The organism is Rhizobium sp. 18055, from assembly GCF_902706285.1.
Taxonomy (GTDB): Bacteria; Pseudomonadota; Alphaproteobacteria; order Rhizobiales; family Rhizobiaceae; genus Rhizobium.
In genome coordinates, this window is record NZ_CACSKD010000014.1 from 144590 (window position 1) to 162385 (window position 17796).

At 62.1% G+C, this 17796-nt stretch carries 20 protein-coding genes; 12 read left to right on the plus strand and 8 right to left on the minus strand.

What is annotated here, in order from left to right:
* Positions 1–53 precede the first annotated feature (53 nt).
* Positions 54–1046, plus strand: coding sequence for an adenosine kinase (locus tag GVL52_RS21755; protein WP_160010993.1), 993 nt, complete (start codon positions 54–56; stop codon positions 1044–1046).
* Positions 1047–1071: 25 nt separating this feature from the next.
* On the opposite strand, the gene GVL52_RS21760 is transcribed toward GVL52_RS21755, so the two are convergent.
* Complete coding sequence (locus GVL52_RS21760) at positions 1072–1611, minus strand: SH3 domain-containing protein (RefSeq protein ID WP_160010994.1); 540 nt, start codon at positions 1609–1611, stop codon at positions 1072–1074.
* A gap of 182 nt (positions 1612–1793) precedes the next feature.
* On the opposite strand from GVL52_RS21760, the gene GVL52_RS21765 reads away from it, so the two are divergent.
* A complete protein-coding gene (locus GVL52_RS21765) occupies positions 1794–2795 on the plus strand; it encodes a D-glycerate dehydrogenase (protein ID WP_160010996.1) in 1002 nt (333 codons plus the stop codon).
* On the opposite strand, the gene GVL52_RS21770 is transcribed toward GVL52_RS21765, so the two are convergent.
* From GVL52_RS21770 to GVL52_RS30460, 4 genes are read right to left on the minus strand one after another with little or no spacing between them, the layout of a single operon-like run.
* Positions 2792–3265 carry a GNAT family N-acetyltransferase gene (locus tag GVL52_RS21770; protein WP_160010998.1) on the minus strand — a complete coding sequence of 158 codons (474 nt, stop codon included), beginning with the start codon at positions 3263–3265 and terminating at the stop codon, positions 2792–2794. The two genes, GVL52_RS21765 and GVL52_RS21770, sit on opposite strands and share 4 nt — an antisense overlap.
* The gene (locus GVL52_RS21775; protein WP_160011000.1) at positions 3262–4083 is read right to left on the minus strand and encodes a molybdopterin-synthase adenylyltransferase MoeB; all 822 of its coding nucleotides are present in this window, start codon (positions 4081–4083) and stop codon (positions 3262–3264) included. The genes GVL52_RS21770 and GVL52_RS21775 overlap by 4 nt, the downstream gene beginning before the upstream one ends.
* Positions 4080–5204, minus strand: a complete 1125-nt coding sequence (gene recF / locus GVL52_RS21780; protein WP_160011002.1) for a DNA replication/repair protein RecF — start codon at positions 5202–5204, stop codon at positions 4080–4082. The genes GVL52_RS21775 and recF overlap by 4 nt, the downstream gene beginning before the upstream one ends.
* Positions 5205–5233: 29 nt before the next feature.
* A complete protein-coding gene (locus GVL52_RS30460; protein ID WP_200847876.1) occupies positions 5234–5494 on the minus strand; it encodes a hypothetical protein in 261 nt (86 codons plus the stop codon).
* A 158-nt stretch (positions 5495–5652) separates the two neighbouring features.
* Here GVL52_RS30460 and GVL52_RS21790 point away from each other — a divergent pair, with 158 nt between their 5' ends.
* A complete protein-coding gene (locus GVL52_RS21790; RefSeq protein WP_160011004.1) occupies positions 5653–6120 on the plus strand; it encodes a group III truncated hemoglobin in 468 nt (155 codons plus the stop codon).
* A gap of 28 nt (positions 6121–6148) precedes the next feature.
* Here GVL52_RS21790 and GVL52_RS21795 read toward each other — a convergent pair whose 3' ends face one another.
* Together GVL52_RS21795 and GVL52_RS21805 are read right to left on the minus strand one after the other, a co-directional pair.
* Positions 6149–6667, minus strand: a complete 519-nt coding sequence (locus tag GVL52_RS21795; protein WP_160011006.1) for a GNAT family N-acetyltransferase — start codon at positions 6665–6667, stop codon at positions 6149–6151.
* A 19-nt stretch (positions 6668–6686) separates the two neighbouring features.
* Entirely contained in the window at positions 6687–7253 is a 567-nt protein-coding gene (locus tag GVL52_RS21805; protein WP_160011008.1) for a helix-turn-helix domain-containing protein, read from the minus strand.
* Between the two features lie 139 nt (positions 7254–7392).
* Between GVL52_RS21805 and lepA the strand changes: the two genes are divergently transcribed.
* From lepA to GVL52_RS21820, 3 genes are read left to right on the plus strand one after another with little or no spacing between them, the layout of a single operon-like run.
* On the plus strand, positions 7393–9228 hold the full coding sequence (lepA, locus tag GVL52_RS21810) for a translation elongation factor 4 (RefSeq protein WP_160011010.1): 1836 nt from the start codon (positions 7393–7395) through the stop codon (positions 9226–9228).
* Between the two features lie 56 nt (positions 9229–9284).
* Complete coding sequence (locus GVL52_RS21815) at positions 9285–9515, plus strand: type II toxin-antitoxin system CcdA family antitoxin (RefSeq protein ID WP_160011012.1); 231 nt, start codon at positions 9285–9287, stop codon at positions 9513–9515.
* Complete coding sequence (locus GVL52_RS21820; protein ID WP_160011014.1) at positions 9515–9808, plus strand: CcdB family protein; 294 nt, start codon at positions 9515–9517, stop codon at positions 9806–9808. Before GVL52_RS21815 ends, GVL52_RS21820 begins: the two co-directional genes overlap by 1 nt.
* Here GVL52_RS21820 and GVL52_RS21825 read toward each other — a convergent pair.
* Positions 9805–10260 (minus strand): GFA family protein, encoded by a 456-nt coding sequence (locus GVL52_RS21825; protein ID WP_160011016.1) that lies wholly within the window; start codon positions 10258–10260, stop codon positions 9805–9807. The genes GVL52_RS21820 and GVL52_RS21825 overlap by 4 nt on opposite strands.
* Before the next feature lie 489 nt (positions 10261–10749).
* Between GVL52_RS21825 and GVL52_RS21830 the strand changes: the two genes are divergently transcribed.
* The 6 genes from GVL52_RS21830 to GVL52_RS21855 all read left to right on the plus strand — a co-directional run bounded on the left by GVL52_RS21830 (position 10750) and on the right by GVL52_RS21855 (position 17581).
* Entirely contained in the window at positions 10750–12330 is a 1581-nt protein-coding gene (locus tag GVL52_RS21830; RefSeq protein WP_160011018.1) for a peptide ABC transporter substrate-binding protein, read from the plus strand.
* A gap of 47 nt (positions 12331–12377) precedes the next feature.
* Positions 12378–13301, plus strand: coding sequence for an ABC transporter permease subunit (locus GVL52_RS21835; protein WP_160011020.1), 924 nt, complete (start codon positions 12378–12380; stop codon positions 13299–13301).
* The gene (locus tag GVL52_RS21840; protein WP_160011022.1) at positions 13298–14215 is read left to right on the plus strand and encodes an ABC transporter permease; all 918 of its coding nucleotides are present in this window, start codon (positions 13298–13300) and stop codon (positions 14213–14215) included. Before GVL52_RS21835 ends, GVL52_RS21840 begins: the two co-directional genes overlap by 4 nt.
* Before the next feature lies 1 nt (position 14216).
* Positions 14217–15224 carry an ABC transporter ATP-binding protein gene (locus GVL52_RS21845; RefSeq protein ID WP_160011024.1) on the plus strand — a complete coding sequence of 336 codons (1008 nt, stop codon included), beginning with the start codon at positions 14217–14219 and terminating at the stop codon, positions 15222–15224.
* A complete protein-coding gene (locus GVL52_RS21850) occupies positions 15217–16200 on the plus strand; it encodes an ABC transporter ATP-binding protein (RefSeq protein WP_160011026.1) in 984 nt (327 codons plus the stop codon). Before GVL52_RS21845 ends, GVL52_RS21850 begins: the two co-directional genes overlap by 8 nt.
* Before the next feature lie 166 nt (positions 16201–16366).
* Positions 16367–17581, plus strand: coding sequence for an alpha/beta hydrolase (locus GVL52_RS21855; protein ID WP_160011028.1), 1215 nt, complete (start codon positions 16367–16369; stop codon positions 17579–17581).
* Positions 17582–17796 lie beyond the last annotated feature (215 nt).

Sequence of the window (17796 nt, forward strand, 5' to 3'; positions counted from 1 at the left end):
AAATTCGCTAAGACCGACTACCGGCTATCATCACAACCGGGATCTCCCATTTCATGACCAAATTCGATGTTCTGACTGTCGGCAACGCTATCGTCGATATCATTGCGCGTTGCGACGACCAGTTCCTCGTTGATCACAAGATCACCAAGGCAGCGATGAACCTGATCGACGCCGAGCGTGCCCAGCTGCTCTACAATCACATGGGCCCGGCGCTCGAGGCGTCCGGTGGCAGCGCCGGCAACACGGCAGCCGGCATTGCCAGCTTCGGCGGCAAGGCGGCCTATTTCGGCAAGGTGGCCGAAGACCAGCTTGGCGAGATCTTCGCGCATGACATCCGGGCGCAGGGCGTACACTACCAGACGCAGCCGAAGGGCACGTTTCCGCCGACGGCCCGCTCGATGATCTTCGTCACCGAAGATGGCGAGCGCTCGATGAACACCTATCTCGGCGCCTGCGTCGAGCTCGGACCTGAAGACGTCGAGCCCGAGGTCGTGGCGCAGTCGAAGGTTACCTATTTCGAGGGCTATCTCTGGGATCCGCCGCGCGCCAAGGAAGCGATCCGCGATTGCGCCCGCATCGCCCACGAGAACGGCCGTGAAGTGTCGATGACGCTCTCCGACAGTTTTTGCGTCGGTCGTTACCGCGACGAGTTTCTCGACCTGATGCGCTCCGGCACGGTCGATATCGTGTTCGCCAACCGGCAGGAAGCCCTGGCGCTCTACGAGACCGAGGATTTCGAAGACGCGCTGGTGCAGATTGCCAAGGACTGCAAGATCGCCGCCGTGACGATGAGCGAAGAGGGTGCGGTTATTCTGAAGGGTAGCGAGCGCTATCATGTCGATGCGATCGACATCAAGGAACTGGTGGATACGACAGGCGCCGGCGATCTGTTTGCTGCCGGCTTCCTCTATGGATACACGCAGGGCCGAACACTTGAGGATTGCGGCAAGCTCGGCTGCCTGGCTGCCGGCATCGTCATCCAGCAGATCGGACCGCGGCCGATGACATCGCTTGCCGAAGCCGGAAAGCAGGCGAGCCTTACGTAAGAGCTCGCTTGGCGGGAGGCGTGGCTTACTTGAAGGCCTCGCCGGGATAGGCACCCCAGATTTCCGACTGCGCCACCCAACCTTCGGCGCCGTCGATCTTGGCGAAGCACCAGTTGCCGTTGCATTCGCCGATATTCATCGTCACGCCCGGCTCGAGCTTGGCGACGACGGATGCAGAAGGCAGCGCTTCGCGGCGCATGTTGACGAAGACGCTCTTGCCCTTGCCCTTCATCCACGGGGCGGCAATGGCAGCGCGCGAACCCGAGAGCAGCGACTGGTTGACCCAGCCCTCGGTGCCATCGGCATCGCGAACCTGGCGCCAGTTGTCGTATTCTTGGATGATCTCGACCGGCAGGCCGGCTTTCAGATACATCCACGATGCGGCATAATCCGTGCCGGGGCCGATGCGCAGGTTGACGCGCTTCGACTTCAGGGTGACGAAACGCGGCAGGGGCAGGCCGCTCGGGCCTTTTGCCGCCTGGGCATGGCCCAGCTCGGCGGTTGCTGCCGAAAGCACAAAGCCCAACGCGAGGGCGAGGCATGATTTCAGGACTGTGCTACGCATGACGACTTCCGTTCGCTCTGATCCAGACAGTTCTGCTGCCTGATTTCCGGGCTTCGACATTCGACCACACGCTCGACGAGTTTTGTTTGTCTTCGCGTGCGGGTCTGGTAGAAATTGCCCGGAACGGGAAAATTATCCCGCGTCTTGGTTAAGGACCTCTGAACAAGGCAGCCCCGGCGGACATGACGACAAAGAAAAAACCGAAGGTCTACATTACCCGCAAGCTGCCGGATGCCGTCGAGACGCGGATGCGCGAGCTGTTCGACGCGGAACTCAACATCGACGACACGCCACGCTCGGCGGCTGAACTGGCGGCGGCGATGAAACGCGCCGATGTGCTGGTGCCGACAGTGACCGACCGGATCGATGCGGCGCTGCTCGAAGAAGCCGGACCGCAGCTGAAGCTGATCGCCAGTTTTTCCAACGGCACCGACCATATCGATGTCGAGGCGGCGGCGCGCAAGGGCATTACCGTCACCAACACGCCGAATGTGCTGACCGAAGACACCGCCGACATGACCATGGCGCTGATTCTCGCCGTGCCCCGGCGGCTCGGCGAAGGTGCGCGGGTGCTGACCGACCGGCCCGGCGAATGGGCCGGATGGTCGCCGACCTGGATGCTCGGGCGGCGCATTCACGGCAAGCGCATCGGCATTGTCGGCATGGGCCGAATCGGCACCGCCGTTGCCCGCCGCGCCAAGGCGTTCGGGCTGGCCATCCATTATCATAACCGCAAGCCGGTCACCGCTGCGACGGAAGACGAGCTGGAGGCGACCTACTGGGAAAGCCTCGACCAGATGCTGGCGCGTGTCGATATCGTCTCGGTCAACTGCCCATCGACACCGGCGACCTTCCACCTGCTGTCGGCGCGGCGGCTGGCGCTGCTGCAGCCGACCGCCTATCTGGTGAATACCGCCCGCGGCGACGTCATCGACGAGGCGGCGCTGATCAAGAGCCTGCGCGAGGGCAAGCTGGCCGGGGCCGGGCTCGACGTGTTCGAGAACGAGCCGGCGATCAATCCGAAGCTGATCAAGCTCGCCAATGACGGCAAGGTGGTGCTTCTGCCGCATATGAGCTCGGCGACGATCGAGGGCCGGATCGACATGGGCGACAAGGTAATCATCAACATCCGCGCCTTCATCGACGGCCACCGTCCGCCGAACCGGGTGCTGCCGGGGCGCTAATCCGAAACCTGCTTGCGCATCTCGATCGAGGTCGTTCTGTCGAAGCCCGGATGGGCGTTTTCGGCTGTTTTGACGAAACCCCAGCGGCCGAAGACGGCATGGTTTTCGGTAAGCTCGATGCGGGTTTCCAGCCTGAGTGCCGGCAGGGCAAGCGAGCGTGCCGTCTGTTCTGCGACGGCAAGCAATTGCCTGCCGACGCCGCGGCCCTGGGCAGCCGGTGCAATTGCCAGCTTGCCGACATAGAGACAATCAGCTTCGGGCCGCAGGAAGATACAGCCGAGCAGAGTTTGACCGTCCAGCGCCGCATAGGCGATTTCGGCCTCGGCCTTTTTGGCGAGCGAGGCTGCGGTCAGGCCGAGCGCCGAGGATGGCGGGTCGATCCGGTCGTTCATGTAGGCGAAGGATGACAGGATCAGCGCCAGCAGATCCTCCCAGCGGGCAAAGCCGGGATCGAGGCGGAGGATGGTCATGCTGCAGGCGACGGCTTCGGGCGGCGGCGCTTGTAGCGGATGGTGTCGAAGCGTGCCGACAGCGCATCGTAGAGCATCAGCCGGCCGACCAGCGGTTCGCCGGTTCCGGTGATCACCTTGATCGCCTCCATCGCCATCAGCGTGCCGATGACACCGGTGAGCGCGCCGATGACGCCGGTTTCGGCGCAGACGGGGATCAGACCGGCTGGCGGCTTTTCCGGGAAGAGATCGCGGTAGGTCGGGTTGAGCGTGCCATCGGCGGCGGCCTCATAAGGCTTCAGCACGGTGACGGAGCCATCGAAGCGGCCGACGGCGCCTGTGACCAGCGGCAGCTGCGCTGCCTCTGCCGCGTCGGCTGCGGTATAGCGGGTGTCGAAATTGTCGGAGCCATCGATCACCAGATCGAAACCGGAGAGATGGCGGCGGGCCGAATCGGGCGAGAAGCGCTCCTCGAAGCGGATCACCCGCACATGCGGATTGAGACGGGCGATGGCGAAGGCGGCACTTTCGGTCTTCAGCTCGCCGATCGTGCCGGAATCATGGATCACCTGGCGCTGCAGGTTGGACAGCGAGACGCGGTCGTCATCGGCGATGCCGATGGTGCCGACACCGGCGGCGGCCAGATATTGCAGCACCGGGGCGCCGAGGCCACCGGCACCAATTACCAGCACACGCGCCGCCTTCAGCTTCTGCTGACCGGCACCGCCGATCTCGGGAAGCAGGATGTGGCGCTGGTAGCGGGCGATTTCTTCCGGGCTCAACGGTTCCATGGGCGCGATGCTAGCATGGCCTTCGGCGGCGGGGAAAGTGTCGGTCATTCGAAAATCTTTCCATCGGCAACGGTGAAAAACTGCGCCCGGTCACCGAGCGCTGCAAACATCGAGCGGTCGGTGCCGGTCATGAAGGCCTGGCCGCCGAGCGCGTCGATCAGGTCGAACAGGGCGGCGCGCCTGTTCTCGTCGAGATGGGCGGCGATCTCGTCGAGCAGCAGGATCGGCGCGTGCTCGGTGAGATTGGCGACGAGGCGGGCATGCGCCATGATCAGCCCGACCAGCAGTGCCTTCTGCTCGCCGGTCGAACAACGGGCGGCTTCCATGCGCTTGTCGCGGTGACGCACCAGCAGGTCGGCGCGGTGCGGGCCATCCAGCGTGCGGCCGGCAGCGGCATCGCGGTAGCGGCTTTCGGCCAGCTGCGCTGCGTATTCGTCCTCGAGATCGACGGCCGGGCGGTCAAACTGGCCATCCAGGAAGCCGGCTAAATCGAGCGAGGCGGAGGGAAAGGGCGAGGTTTCGCGGGTTTCCTCGATCAGGCGGACGAGCAGGCCCAGCATTTCCTGGCGGGCCATCGCCATGGCGACGCCGAGGCTCGCCATCTGCGCCTCGATGCCCGACAGCCATGAGGGATCGAAGCGGCGCTCGTCGAGCAACTTGTTGCGGCTGCGCATGGCGCGCTCGAAATCGCTGGCGCGACGGCCATGGGCAGGGTCGAGCGACAGCACCAGGCGATCGAAAAAGCGGCGGCGTTCCGACGAGCCACCGGTGAACAGGCCGTCCATCGAGGGCGTCAGCCAGAGCAGGCGCAGATGATCGGTGAGTTCATCGGCGGTCCTGGCCGGCGTGCCGTTGATGCGCAGGCGCCGCGAGACGTTGTCATCGGTGGTGTCGACCCCGGTGCCGATCTCGACCTCGCCTTCCATGCCGTCGAGCTCGGCAAAGATCGAGAAGCCGGCATGGGCGCCGACGCGGGTGACATCGCCATAGGTGGCGCGGCGCATGCCGCGGCCGGGCGAGAGGAAGGAGACAGCCTCCATCAGATTGGTCTTGCCGGCGCCATTGTCGCCGGTCAGCACCACATGCCGACCATCGAGCTGCAGACCGGCTGTCGCATAATTGCGAAAGTCGGTGAGCTTCAGGCGGGACAGGGAGACCTTGTGCGGCATGCTTTATCCGGATTCGTGATGGCTGAGAGCTAAGCGCTGCGGCGGCGGATGGCAAGGGCGGGGGTAGCGGTGATGGGCTGGTGGGGGGTGTTGTGCCGTGTTGCCGGTGCCAGTCTTTGGCGTTCTAGCGTGTGGCGCACACCCTTGTCCTGCCAGACATCTCCCCCAAGGGAGGAGATCGACCCGTAGGGCGCGTCTCCCCAAACAATGACGATCGAACCGAGCGGGGCCGCCCAGCCAATCTCCCCACCTGTGGGGGAGATGCCCGGCAGGGCAGAGGGGGCTTTCACGGTAAAACACCTCGATACACACGCCAAACACCCGACGTACCAAAGCCCCACGCCGCCCGAAAACCCGTGATCCCATCATGACTGATCGCGGCTTCCGCCGGAGCGCGCAAGCGCCTATATCTGTACCTGTTGCACAGTGCGACCAAATGGAACTGACGATGGACACAGAGATACAGGGTCGGGCGGCGCATGCGGCTGATATCCGGGCGCGGGCGGAAGCTCAGATGAAGGCGATGGGGGTCGATGAGGCGTTTGTCGATCGGCTGGTCGAGACGTTTTACGGCCGCGTGCTGGCGCATCCGGAGCTTGGGCCGGTGTTCGACGCAAAGTTGTCGGGCCGGTGGCCGGAGCATATGGCGACGATGAAGCGCTTCTGGTCTTCTATCGCTTTTCGCAGCGGCGCCTATGGCGGCAAGCCGGTGCAGGCGCATACCGGTGTCAGCGACCTGACGCCCGGGCTGTTTCCGCAGTGGCTGGCGCTGTTTTCAGAGACGCTCGACGATATCGCCCCGAGTGCCGAAGCCAAGGTGTGGTTCATGGCAACCGCCGAGCGGATCGCGCGTAGCCTGACACTGTCGCTGTTCTACAATCCGGCGCTCGACGACCCGCAGCGCAAGCCTGCCTGAAACGGCGGGTTTGCTATTTCCGCGTCGTTCAGGCGATGCGCTTGTAGAAGAGGGTGGTGCCGCAGAGGCCGCCCTGTGGCCATAGGGCATAATCCGGGATGACGCCGACGCGCTCCCAGCCGAGGCGAGGATAGATCGCCTCGGCATCGCTGCCGGTTGCCGTGTCGAGCACAAGGATGGTTTTGCCACGGCTGGCGGCTTCGCGTTCGGCGGCCTGCATCAACAACCGCGCCAGGCCTTTGCCGCGGGCCGCGCTGTGAACCAGCAGTTTTTTCAGGTCGGCGCGGTGTGGCTGGTTCGGTGACTGGGCGGCGCCGATCTGCACGGTGCCGACGATGCTGCCATCCACTTCGGCAGCGAAAAGCAGGGGGGCGCCGGTCGCGACGTTTTCGGCGACGGATTGCCAGTATGGCTCGGCATCAGTGGCGCCGTATGGCTGCATGAAGCCGACCGAGGCGCCGCCGTTGACGCAATCGATCAGGATATCGCAGAGATCGGGGATGGCGGCGCGGGCGTGCGGCGCGTCGAGGAGGCGGATGGTTGTCATGGGTTTCTCCTGCAGGGGATTATCGTCCGCGCCGGTCGAGGACGACGCAGTAGCGGGCCGGCGTGTTGCCGGGATTGTGGAAGGCGTGGCCTTCGGCGACCGGCATGAACAGGCAATCGCCGGGCGCCAGGCGATGGACCGTTTCGCCAGTGGTCATTTCCAACTCGCCGTCGAACAGCCAGATGTGCTGGGTCATGCCGTGGCTTGCCGCATGCGGCGGGAAGCTGACGCGGGCGCCGGCGGGAAATTCGACATCGACGATATCGACATCGGATTGGGTGCCTGATGGGGAGACGGAGCGCCTGAGATAACCGGTCTCGGGATCGCGCCAGACCTGCTGGTCCTGGCGGCGCGACAGCGGCGAGACCTCGCCTTCCTCGGCGAAGAAGGCCGACAACGACAGGCCGAGGGCGGCACAGACCCTGGCCAGTAGCGAGGCGGTGGGGCTGGCTTCGCCGCGCTCGATGCGGGAGATCATCGCGCGGCTGACGCCGGAGGCCGATGCCAGATGATCCAGCGTCAGGTTCCTTGAGATGCGCAGCTTGCGGATGCGGATGCCGATCGCCGTATCGAGTGCCTGTTCCATCATCCGATCCAAATTTCTACTATAATAGAAATACATGCTTCACTATTGGAATCAAGGGCAATTTTTGTGTCCTGCGATCGCCACTTATCGTAAACGAAACCCTGCTTTTCCGCTTTGCGGCAAGTGGATGCGCTGCTATATGGCGCGCATGAGCACCAATCCGAACCGCACGCCCCTCGACCATATCCGCAACTTCTCGATCGTGGCCCATATCGACCACGGCAAGTCGACGCTGGCCGACCGTCTGATCCAGTCGACCGGTGGCCTTGCCGAGCGCGACATGTCGGAACAGGTGCTGGATTCGATGGATATCGAGCGCGAGCGCGGCATCACCATCAAGGCACAGACCGTTCGCCTGCACTACAAGGCCAACAACGGCGAGACCTATATTCTCAACCTGATCGACACGCCCGGACACGTCGACTTCGCCTACGAAGTCTCGCGCTCGCTGTCGGCCTGTGAGGGATCGCTGCTGGTCGTCGATGCCTCACAGGGTGTGGAAGCGCAGACGCTGGCCAACGTCTACCAGGCAATCGACAACAACCACGAGATCGTCACCGTTCTCAACAAGATCGACCTGCCGGCCGCCGAGCCAGACCGCATCCGCGAGCAGATCGAGGAAGTGATCGGCATCGATGCCAGCCAGGCCGTGCTGATTTCGGCAAAGACCGGCCTCGGCATTCCCGATGTCCTGGAAGCGATCGTGCACCAGCTGCCGGCGCCGAAGAGCGAGGCCGGCGAGACCGGACCGCTGAAGGCGCTGCTGGTCGATAGCTGGTACGACACCTATCTCGGCGTCATGGTTCTGGTGCGCATCCTCGATGGCGTGCTGACCAAGGGCCAGACGATCCGGATGATGGGCACCGATGCCAAGTATCAGGTGGAGCGCGTCGGCGTTCTCACCCCGAAGATGCTGGCCGTCGAAAGCCTCGGCCCGGGCGAGATCGGCTTCTTCACCGGCTCGATCAAGGAAGTGGCCGACACCCGCGTCGGCGATACCATTACCGAAGACAAGAAGCCGACGGCGAAGGCGCTGCCGGGCTTCAAGCCGGCCCAGCCAGTGGTCTTCTGTGGCCTCTTCCCCGTCGATGCGGCCGACTTCGAAGACCTGCGCGCTGCGATGGGCAAGCTGCGCCTCAACGACGCGTCGTTCTCGTTCGAAATGGAATCTTCCGCCGCACTCGGCTTCGGTTTCCGTTGCGGCTTCCTCGGCCTGCTGCATCTCGAAATCATCCAGGAACGCCTCGAGCGCGAGTTCGATCTCGACCTGATCGCGACCGCTCCTTCGGTTGTCTACAAGCTGCAGATGACGGATGGAACCGAGCGCGAGTTGCACAATCCGGCTGACATGCCCGATGTCGTGCGTATTTCGGAAATTCACGAGCCTTGGATCAAGGCGACGATCCTGACGCCTGATGATTATCTCGGCGGCATTCTCAAGCTCTGTCAGGATCGCCGCGGCGTCCAGACCGAACTGACCTATGTTGGCAAGCGCGCCATGCTGACCTACGAATTGCCGCTCAACGAAGTGGTGTTCGATTTCTACGACCGCCTGAAGTCGATCTCCAAGGGCTATGCTTCGTTCGACTACCATCTCGACACCTATCGCGAGGGCAACCTCGTCAAGATGTCGATCATGGTCAACGGCGAGCCGGTCGATGCGCTGTCGATGCTGGTGCACCGGTCTGCCGCCGAAAAGCGCGGTCGCGACATGTGCGAGAAGCTGAAGGACCTGATCCCGCGGCACATGTTCAAGATCCCGATCCAGGCGGCGATCGGCGGCAACGTCATTGCCCGGGAAACGATCTCTGCCATGCGCAAGGACGTGACGGCGAAGTGCTACGGCGGCGACGCCTCACGCAAGCGCAAGCTGCTCGACAAGCAGAAGGCCGGCAAGAAGCGCATGCGCCAGTTCGGCAAGGTGGAAATCCCCCAGGAAGCGTTCATCGCAGCGCTGAAAATGAGCGACGAATAGGCTGTTTTCTTCGGCCTGATATGCGCATATGATTTGCGCATATCAGGAGATCGATCATGCCTCAGTCCCGTCGCAAGGCCGCCAACCTGTCTTTGGACAGCGAACTCGTGTCGCAGGCGCGCGAACTCAACGTCAATATCTCAAGAGCTGCCGAAGAGGGGATTGCGCGCGCGATCAAGAGCGAGCGCGAGCGGCTTTGGCTGCTGGAGAATGCCGAGGCGATTGCAGAGGCGAACGCCGACGTCGCGAAGCATGGGCTGCCGCTCGCCAAATACCGGCAGTTCTAGTGGCGCGCTTCCACGTCCATCACATCGACCGGGGCTATGCTCTCGACGTTCAATCCAATCTGTTGGATCGGCTCGACACGCGCGTTATGATTCCACTCACTGATGCCAGTCGCGTCGTGAACGTCATGTCGAAGCTCAATCCGATCGTTGTGGTCAACGGGACTCGGTACCTGCTATCTACCGAGCGCATGGCGTCGGTCCCGGTCGCTGACATCGGCCCGTCTGCGGTCGACCTTACCTCAAAAGCCGACGAGATTGCCGCTGCCCTGGATTTCCTGTTCCTCGGCTTTTAGGCCGTCTTCGCCATGTATTCCTTGATCAGTCCTTCGTAGTCCGCCATCACAGGCAAACCCTGGAAGCTGTGAACGGCGCCGGTCTCGGCAAACGGAAGCTTTTCGCCGGTCCAGGTCTCGATGAACGGCGTGAACCAGCGCGGGTCGTCAAGCATGGTCGGGCGGAGGTTGACGAAGAACTCCATGCCTTCCGTGCGGGTGAACATCCAGGTCATGCAATAGGCGCAGAAATAGTGGTGGGATGGGCCGTGCAGGCCGCCGATCACCGGTTCGCCTTGCGTGATGTCGAAGCCTTCCGCCGGGATGGCGACGCTCAGCGAGTAGGCGCTTGACGACATCGTCTGGCATCCGGTGCAATGGCAGGCCATGGTCAGCAGCGGCTTGGCACTGACCTTCAACCGGATGCGTCCGCAGCGGCATCCACCTTCGGCAGGCATATTCAAAACACTCATGACGACCTCCTCTGTTCAGCAAGGATAATAGCGTGGCTTTGCTCCAGGAAAAGAGCGGCAGAGGGCCGAGCGAATGCTGTCCAAGGGACTCACAATTCCGACACAACCAACAAGCGCTGTTTCCGATAGCTGATGGCCGGCACTACCCGTTGAAAATGCGACATAAACAGCGTCGCTCGCGCCCACTTCCAAACGATTGGAGGACCTGGCCGGGGATCAACCGAAGATTGATTTCATCCTGCGGGCAATAGCGTTGAGCCTTGGCAAGGCGATCCAATCCCGACTTGCATTAGAGGGCCTGCATTCGCGCTTATCCGGCTAAATCAGGCGTTTTTCGCTATGTATCCACTGCCAAGCTGGGGATTTCGTTTTGGGGGTTGCAACGGCAAACCTTTACGCTAGGTTGCGCATTGACTTGTACGTAACAGGTCAAATATGGGAACGACGAGATATAAAAGGCGATAAACGCCTAGAAAGGTGGGCCCCCCCATGAATTTTCTCACGAAGAAATTTTTGGCCTCTGCAGTGCTTGGCTCGCTGCTGGCCGTTTCGGCACATGCCGCGACATTGAATATTCACAATGGTGGCGATCCGCAGTCGCTCGATCCGCAGAAGCTTTCCAGCGACTACGAGAATCGCATTGCGGGGGATATTTTCGAAGGCCTGGTGACCGAAGATCCGAAGGACGATCCGATCCCCGGCCAGGCCGAGAGCTGGACGATCTCGCCTGACGGCAAGGTCTATACCTTCAAGCTGCGCGACGGCATCAAGTGGTCGGATGGCCAGCCGGTGACGGCAGAAGATTTCGTGTTCTCCTTCCAGCGCCTGCTCGATCCGAAGAATGCCGCCGAATATGCCTATCTGCAGTTCACCATCAAGAACGCGGAAAAGATCAACAAGGGCGAAATCACCGATTTCAGCCAGCTCGGCGTCAAGGCGATCGACGCCAAGACACTCGAGATCACCCTTGAGAACCCGACCCCCTATTTCATCAATTCGCTGATGCACTACACCGCCTACCCGCTGCCGAAGCACGTGGTCGAGGCGAAGGGCAATGACTGGGTGAAGATCGGCAACATCGTCACCAACGGTCCCTATAAGCCGACCGACTGGATTCCGGGCGCATCGGTCACCACAGTCAAGAACGACCAGTATTATGACGCCAAGGATGTGAAGATCGATGGCGTCAAGTTCTTCACGCTGGAAGACCAGGAAGCCGCGCTGAAGCGCTACCGCGCCGGCGAGTTCGACATCATGACGGACTTCCCGACCGACCAGTATGAATGGATGAAGACCAACCTGCCGGGTCAGGCGCACGTCACGCCGTACCTGGCCAGCTACTACTACGTGCTGAACGCCCAGAAGCCGCCGTTCAACGACAAGCGCGTGCGCCAGGCGCTCTCCATGGCCGTCAACCGCGAGGTTATCGGTCCGAAGATCCTCGGCACCGGCGAACTGCCAGCCTATTCGTGGGTTCCGCCGGGCACGGCGAACTATGGCGATCCTGCCTATGTCAGCTGGAAGGACATGCCCTACAAAGAAAAGCTCGAAGAGGCGAAGAAGCTTCTGAAGGAAGCCGGTTTCGGTCCTGACCATCCGCTGAAGGCGCAGCTTCGTTATAACACCAACGACAACCACAAGCGCGTCGCCGTGGCGATCGCCTCGATGTGGAAGCCGCTTGGCGTACAGATCGAACTCTACAACACCGAAACCAAGGTGCATTACGACGAGATGCAGCGCGGACAGGTGGAAATCGGCCGTGCCGGCTGGATCGCGGACTATAACGATCCCGACAACTTCCTCGGTCTGCTGGTCTCCGGCGTATCGATGAACTACGGCCGCTGGAGCAATGCCGACTACGACAAGATGATCAAGGACGGCAATGCCGAGACCGATCTGAAGAAGCGCGCCGAGATCTTCAAGAAGGCCGAGCAGCTGGCTCTCGACGACAGTGCGGCGATCCCGCTCTACTACTACGTTTCCAAGAACGTGGTTTCGCCGAAGGTTCAGGGCTTCGTGGACAATATCCAGGACATCCATCGCACGCGCTGGCTGTCGGTCAAAGAATAGGGATATCGGCCCTTCCCTCGCCTTGAGGGAAGGGCTGGTCCACGAACATGATCAAATATGCACTCCGTCGCCTGCTTTCGACGATTCCCGTTCTGTGGATCGCCGTGACGCTCAGCTTTTTTGTCTTGCGCCTTGCTCCCGGCGGCCCCTTCGATGGCGAACGGCCATTGCCGCCGGTGATCCTGAAGAACCTTGCGGCCCACTACAATCTCGACAAGCCGCTGATCGAACAGTATTTTATCTACATGTTCGACGTGCTGAAGGGTGACCTTGGCCCGTCCTTCGCCAACCAGGATTTCGACGTGACCCAGCAGATCATGCTCGGTCTGCCCTACACGTTCACGATCGGCGGTGCGGCCTTCCTGCTGGCCATCATCATTGGCGTGACCGTCGGCTGTCTTGGGGCGCTTTACCAGAATAAAGCGCCCGATTATCTCCTTGGTTTCCTCATCCTGATCGGTCTGGTTCTGCCGAACTTCCTGATCGCGCCGATCCTGCAGCTGGTGTTCGGCATTCATCTCGGCTGGTTTCCCGTCGGCGGATGGGGCGATGGATCGATCCGTTATCTGGTGATCCCGGTGGTGGTGCTGGCGCTGCCACATGCGGGCCGCATCTCGCGGATGACCCGCGGCTCGATGATCGAGGTGATGGGCCAGAACTATATCCGCACGGCCAAGGCCAAGGGCATCGGCCCGCGGCTGACCGTGATGCGTCATGCGCTGAAGCCCGCGATGATGCCGGTCGTTTCCTATCTCGGACCGGCAGCAAGCTACCTTCTCACCGGCTCGCTGGTTGTCGAGAGCATCTTCGGATTGCCCGGCATCGGCCGCTATTTCATCAACGCAGCGCTGAACCGCGACTACGGCATGGTTCTCGGCACGGTCATCTTCTACATGGTGCTGATCGTGTTCCTGAACCTTCTCGTCGATATCGCCTATGCGTGGCTCGATCCGAAAGTGAGAAACCGATGATCCTCAATCCTGCAAAACGGGAGCTTCTGGCGGCCGAGCTTCTGGAAGCCGAAGGGCTGTCGCACAAGAGCCGGTCGCTGACCGGCGATGCGCTGCGCCGCCTGTCGCGCAACAAAGCGGCGGTGGTTGCCATCGTCGTGCTCGTGCTGCTCATTCTCGTCGCCGTGATCGGCCCCTACCTGATCCCCTTCGACTATGAAGAACCGGATTGGGAAGCCTTCCGGGCGCCGCCGGACTTTGCCAGCGGCCACTATTTCGGGACAGATCCGAACGGCCGCGACCTGCTGGCCCGCGTGCTCTACGGCACACGCGTCTCGCTCGCCGTCGCTGCAACCGCGACGCTCGTCTCGGTGATCATCGGCGTGCTCTATGGCGCCGTCTCCGGCTATATCGGCGGCAAGCTGGATGCCATCATGATGCGCTTCGTCGATATCATGTATGCGCTTCCCTATATCCTGTTCGTCATCCTGCTGATGGTGGTCTTCGGCCGCAACGTCTACCTGCTGTTTGCGGCGATCGGTGCGCTGGAATGGCTGACGATGGCGCGTATCGTCCGCGGGCAGACGCTGTCGATCAAGCAGCGCGAATTCATCGAGGCGGCGCGGGCCTCCGGCCAGCGGCCGTTCAAGATCATTCTCAAGCATATCATCCCGAACCTCGTCGGACCGGTGGTGATCTTTGCAGCACTCACCGTGCCTGAGATCATCGCCACGGAGAGCTTCCTCTCCTATCTCGGCTTCGGTGTTCAGGAGCCGCTGACCTCGCTCGGCACGCTGATTGCCGAGGGGACAAGCGCCATGGAAAACATGCCCTGGCTGCTGATCTTCCCGGCCAGCTTCCTCGTTGCCCTGCTGATGAGCCTGTTGTTCATCGGCGATGGCCTGCGCGATGCATTCGACCCAAGGGATCGCTGAGATGAACCCAGACACGAAGAACGACACCCTTCTGGAATTGAGGGACTATTCGATCACCTTCCGCACGCCCGATGGCGCGGTGAAGGCGGTGTCCAACATGAACCTGACCGTCAAGCGCGGCGAACGCATCGCCATCGTCGGCGAATCCGGCTCCGGCAAGAGCCAGACCTTTCTCGGGGTGATGGGATTGCTGGCAAAGAACGGCCAGACCAGCGGCCAGGCGCTGCTCGAAGGCCGCGACGTGCTGGCGCTGAAACCACGCGCGCTCGACCAGGTGCGCGGCAAGGACATGGCCATGGTGTTCCAGGACCCGATGACCGCGCTCAACCCGTCTCTCCGGATCTCCCGCCAGCTGACCGAGCAGCTCGAGGTGCACCGCGGCTTTACCGCCCGCGCCGCGTCTGCCGAAGCGCTCGACATGCTGAAGCGGGTCGGCATTCCCGACCCGACGCGGCGTTTCAATCTCTACCCGCATGAGCTCTCCGGCGGCATGCGCCAGCGCATCGTCATTGCCATGGCGCTGCTCACCAAGCCGAAGCTCTTGATCGCCGACGAGCCGACGACGGCGCTCGACGTCACCATCCAGGCGCAGATCCTTGATCTCTTCAACGACCTGACGGCGGAGATGAACACGGCACTTGTCATGATCACCCACGATCTCGGCGTGGTTGCCGGCCTCGCCGACCGGGTGGCAGTGATGTATGCCGGACGGATCGTCGAGGAGGCGCCTGTCGACGAGCTGTTCGAAAGCCCGGCGCACCCCTATACCGCGGCGCTGCACGCCTCGATCCCGCGCCCCGACCAGGACGTCGATCAGCTCGCCGTCATTCCCGGACGACCGCCGAACCTGCAACATCTGCCTAAAGGCTGCAGCTTTTCGCCGCGCTGTCCGCTGGTGCAGAACGACTGCATCGACGCCGCTCCGCGTCTCGACATGCAGGCTCCGCGGCATCTGGCAGCCTGTTTCCATGCATTCCCACGCCTCGAGGAGGTTTTGATCCATGGCTGATCGATCGCTTCTCCGGGTCGAGAACCTGACGACCCAGTTCGAAATCCCCGCCAAGGGCTTCTTCAAGCCACCGCTGAAGCTGACGGCCGTCAACAATGTCAGCTTCGATCTCAGCGAGGGCCGCACGCTTGGCATCGTCGGCGAGAGCGGCTGCGGCAAATCCACGCTCGGACGCTCGATCCTGCGGCTGCTGAAATCGCAGCAGGGCCGCATCCTCTGGCAGGGCCGCAACCTGCTCGATCTCTCCGACGAGGAGATGCGGGCAGCCCGGCGCGACATGCAGATCATCTTCCAGGACCCGATCGCCTCGCTCGATCCGCGCATGACGGTTGGCGACATCATCGCCGAACCGCTGACGGTGTTCGAACCGAAGCTCAACCGCAAACAGCGCACCGAGCGCGTTCAGGAAATCATGGCGGCGGTCGGGCTGGTGCCGGAGATGATCAACCGCTATCCGCATGAGTTCTCGGGCGGCCAGGCGCAGCGCATCGGCATTGCGCGGGCGGTGATCACCCGGCCAAAGCTGATCATCTGCGACGAGCCGGTGTCGGCGCTCGACGTGTCGATCCAGGGCCAGGTGATCACGCTGCTGCGGAAATTGCGCAAGGAGTTCGGATTAACGCTGATCTTCATCAGCCATGATCTCTCCGTCGTGCGGCTGATCTCCGACGATGTGCTGGTGCTCTATCTCGGCAAGGTGGTCGAGGCGGGCGACTGCGCCACGGTGTTCGACAAGCCGGCGCATCCCTATACGCAGGCGCTGTTTTCGGCGGCCCCGATCCCGGACCCGAAACTGGCGCGCACCCGCCAGCGCATCCGGCTGCAGGGCGATCCGCCGTCGCCGCTGAACCCGCCGCAGGGTTGCGTGTTCTCGCCGCGCTGCTGGAAGGCGACCGATATCTGTCGCACCGAGATGCCGCCGACAGAGCTGGTGCGCCCGGGACAAAGTGCTGCCTGCTATCACATCGAAAGCTGACGGCCGACAGGCACCGACGGACTTTCATCGTGCGCGCATAAACATTGGTTGTGGCTGCGACACACGTCGCAAGGATTCTCGCGGCCACAACATTAGCCTGTAATTATATGACTTCACACCGCATGAAGTTGCTCTATGGTGCGTTCATCAAGCCTTGGGAGCCTTCATGCAAAGACGTTTTCTCGTTGCCGTGCTGTTGGTTCTGACAGGCTGCGGCCATCCGAGCGGGGTGATGACGCCAGTGGCGCTGACGGCGGCAACGCCGAAGACGACGCGCGTCGATATGCTGGTCGCCACGACGCGGCAGCCATCGGGGGATGCCGCGACGCTGTTTACCGGGGAACGCAGCCCGAAACCTTATCTCACCCATGTCGAGGTTTCCCTTCCGCCGAATCGCGCATCAGGCACCGTGCAATGGCCGAAGCGGCTGCCACCGAACCCGGCGACCGATTTTGCCGTCACCAAGGTGCAGCAGATCGAGAAGCTGCCGGAGGGACGCACATGGTTGCGCCAGCACATGAAGGATGGTCATGCGCTGGTCTTCGTCCACGGCTTCAACAACAAATACGAGGATTCCGTCTTCCGGCTGGCGCAGATCGTCAGCGACAGCGGCATGGACGCGACGCCGATCCTGTTCACCTGGCCGTCGCGGGCACAGCTGACCGCCTATGAATACGACAAGGAAAGCACCAACTATTCGCGCACCGCGCTGGAACAGACGTTGCGCACTTTGGTGGACGATCCGGCCGTCAAGGACATCACCGTGCTTGCCCACTCGATGGGAACGTGGCTGACGATGGAATCGCTGAGGCAGATGGGCATCCGCGATGGGCACCTGAACCCCAAGATCCGCGACGTCATCCTGGCGTCGCCCGACATCGACATCCAGGTGTTCGCCAAGCAATATGCCGAAATGGGAGTGCCACGACCGAAGTTCACCATCTTCGTGTCGCAGGATGACCGGGCGCTCGCCTTCTCCAGCTTCATCACCGGCAAGGTGTCGCGCCTCGGTGCAATCAATCCGACGGTCGAGCCCTATCGCACCAAGCTCGAAGAGGCAGGGATCACCGCGATCGACCTGACGAAAGTCAAAAGCAACGACAGCCTCAACCACGGAAAATTCGCCGAAAGCCCGGAGATTGTCCAGTTGATAGGACAGCGACTGATGACCGGCCAACCGCTGACGGACCAGAATGTTTCGCTTGGCCAGAGCATTACCGCCGTGGTCGGTGGCACCGTCACCACCCTCGGTACCGTCGCCGCAACAGCGGTTGCCGCACCTGCGACGATCATCGAACAGCCGCTGGTCAAGCACAAGAAGCCGGTTGCGGCCGACGCGACGCTGCAGGGCGACCTCAAGCAGCAATCGCTGACGCAATAGCAGGGCGGCGGGTTGGGCTTGCGCCTGTGATCGGTGCGTGAGCGTAAGGAGCGAGAGAAAAGCTTGCCTCAAGTCGGAGGATGTCTGCCAATCGCTGAACCTGATGCAGCCACTTCGACCGAACGCCCCGTGTCAACGACCAACGACTTTGGTCTCGTCATACCCACGCCCCGAAGCACGGCCATGGGTGTATCGCGTTGGTTCCCGTGCAGGCC

Excerpts from the sequence above, each read along its gene's own strand:
- GVL52_RS21830 (WP_160011018.1), top strand. The coding sequence starts at position 10,750 with ATGAATTTTCTCACGAAGAAATTTTTGGCCTCTGCAGTGCTTGGCTCG.
- GVL52_RS21765 (WP_160010996.1), top strand. The coding sequence starts at position 1,794 with ATGACGACAAAGAAAAAACCGAAGGTCTACATTACCCGCAAGCTGCCG.
- GVL52_RS21770 (WP_160010998.1), bottom strand. The coding sequence starts at position 3,265 with ATGACCATCCTCCGCCTCGATCCCGGCTTTGCCCGCTGGGAGGATCTG.
- GVL52_RS21850 (WP_160011026.1), top strand. The coding sequence starts at position 15,217 with ATGGCTGATCGATCGCTTCTCCGGGTCGAGAACCTGACGACCCAGTTC.
- GVL52_RS21790 (WP_160011004.1), top strand. The coding sequence starts at position 5,653 with ATGGACACAGAGATACAGGGTCGGGCGGCGCATGCGGCTGATATCCGG.
- GVL52_RS21775 (WP_160011000.1), bottom strand. The coding sequence starts at position 4,083 with ATGACCGACACTTTCCCCGCCGCCGAAGGCCATGCTAGCATCGCGCCC.
- GVL52_RS21825 (WP_160011016.1), bottom strand. The coding sequence starts at position 10,260 with ATGAGTGTTTTGAATATGCCTGCCGAAGGTGGATGCCGCTGCGGACGC.
- GVL52_RS21755 (WP_160010993.1), top strand. The coding sequence starts at position 54 with ATGACCAAATTCGATGTTCTGACTGTCGGCAACGCTATCGTCGATATC.
- GVL52_RS21760 (WP_160010994.1), bottom strand. The coding sequence starts at position 1,611 with ATGCGTAGCACAGTCCTGAAATCATGCCTCGCCCTCGCGTTGGGCTTT.
- GVL52_RS21845 (WP_160011024.1), top strand. The coding sequence starts at position 14,217 with ATGAACCCAGACACGAAGAACGACACCCTTCTGGAATTGAGGGACTAT.
- GVL52_RS21835 (WP_160011020.1), top strand. The coding sequence starts at position 12,378 with ATGATCAAATATGCACTCCGTCGCCTGCTTTCGACGATTCCCGTTCTG.
- GVL52_RS21795 (WP_160011006.1), bottom strand. The coding sequence starts at position 6,667 with ATGACAACCATCCGCCTCCTCGACGCGCCGCACGCCCGCGCCGCCATC.
- recF (WP_160011002.1), bottom strand. The coding sequence starts at position 5,204 with ATGCCGCACAAGGTCTCCCTGTCCCGCCTGAAGCTCACCGACTTTCGC.
- GVL52_RS21855 (WP_160011028.1), top strand. The coding sequence starts at position 16,367 with ATGCAAAGACGTTTTCTCGTTGCCGTGCTGTTGGTTCTGACAGGCTGC.
- lepA (WP_160011010.1), top strand. The coding sequence starts at position 7,393 with ATGGCGCGCATGAGCACCAATCCGAACCGCACGCCCCTCGACCATATC.
- GVL52_RS21840 (WP_160011022.1), top strand. The coding sequence starts at position 13,298 with ATGATCCTCAATCCTGCAAAACGGGAGCTTCTGGCGGCCGAGCTTCTG.
- GVL52_RS21815 (WP_160011012.1), top strand. The coding sequence starts at position 9,285 with ATGCCTCAGTCCCGTCGCAAGGCCGCCAACCTGTCTTTGGACAGCGAA.
- GVL52_RS21805 (WP_160011008.1), bottom strand. The coding sequence starts at position 7,253 with ATGGAACAGGCACTCGATACGGCGATCGGCATCCGCATCCGCAAGCTG.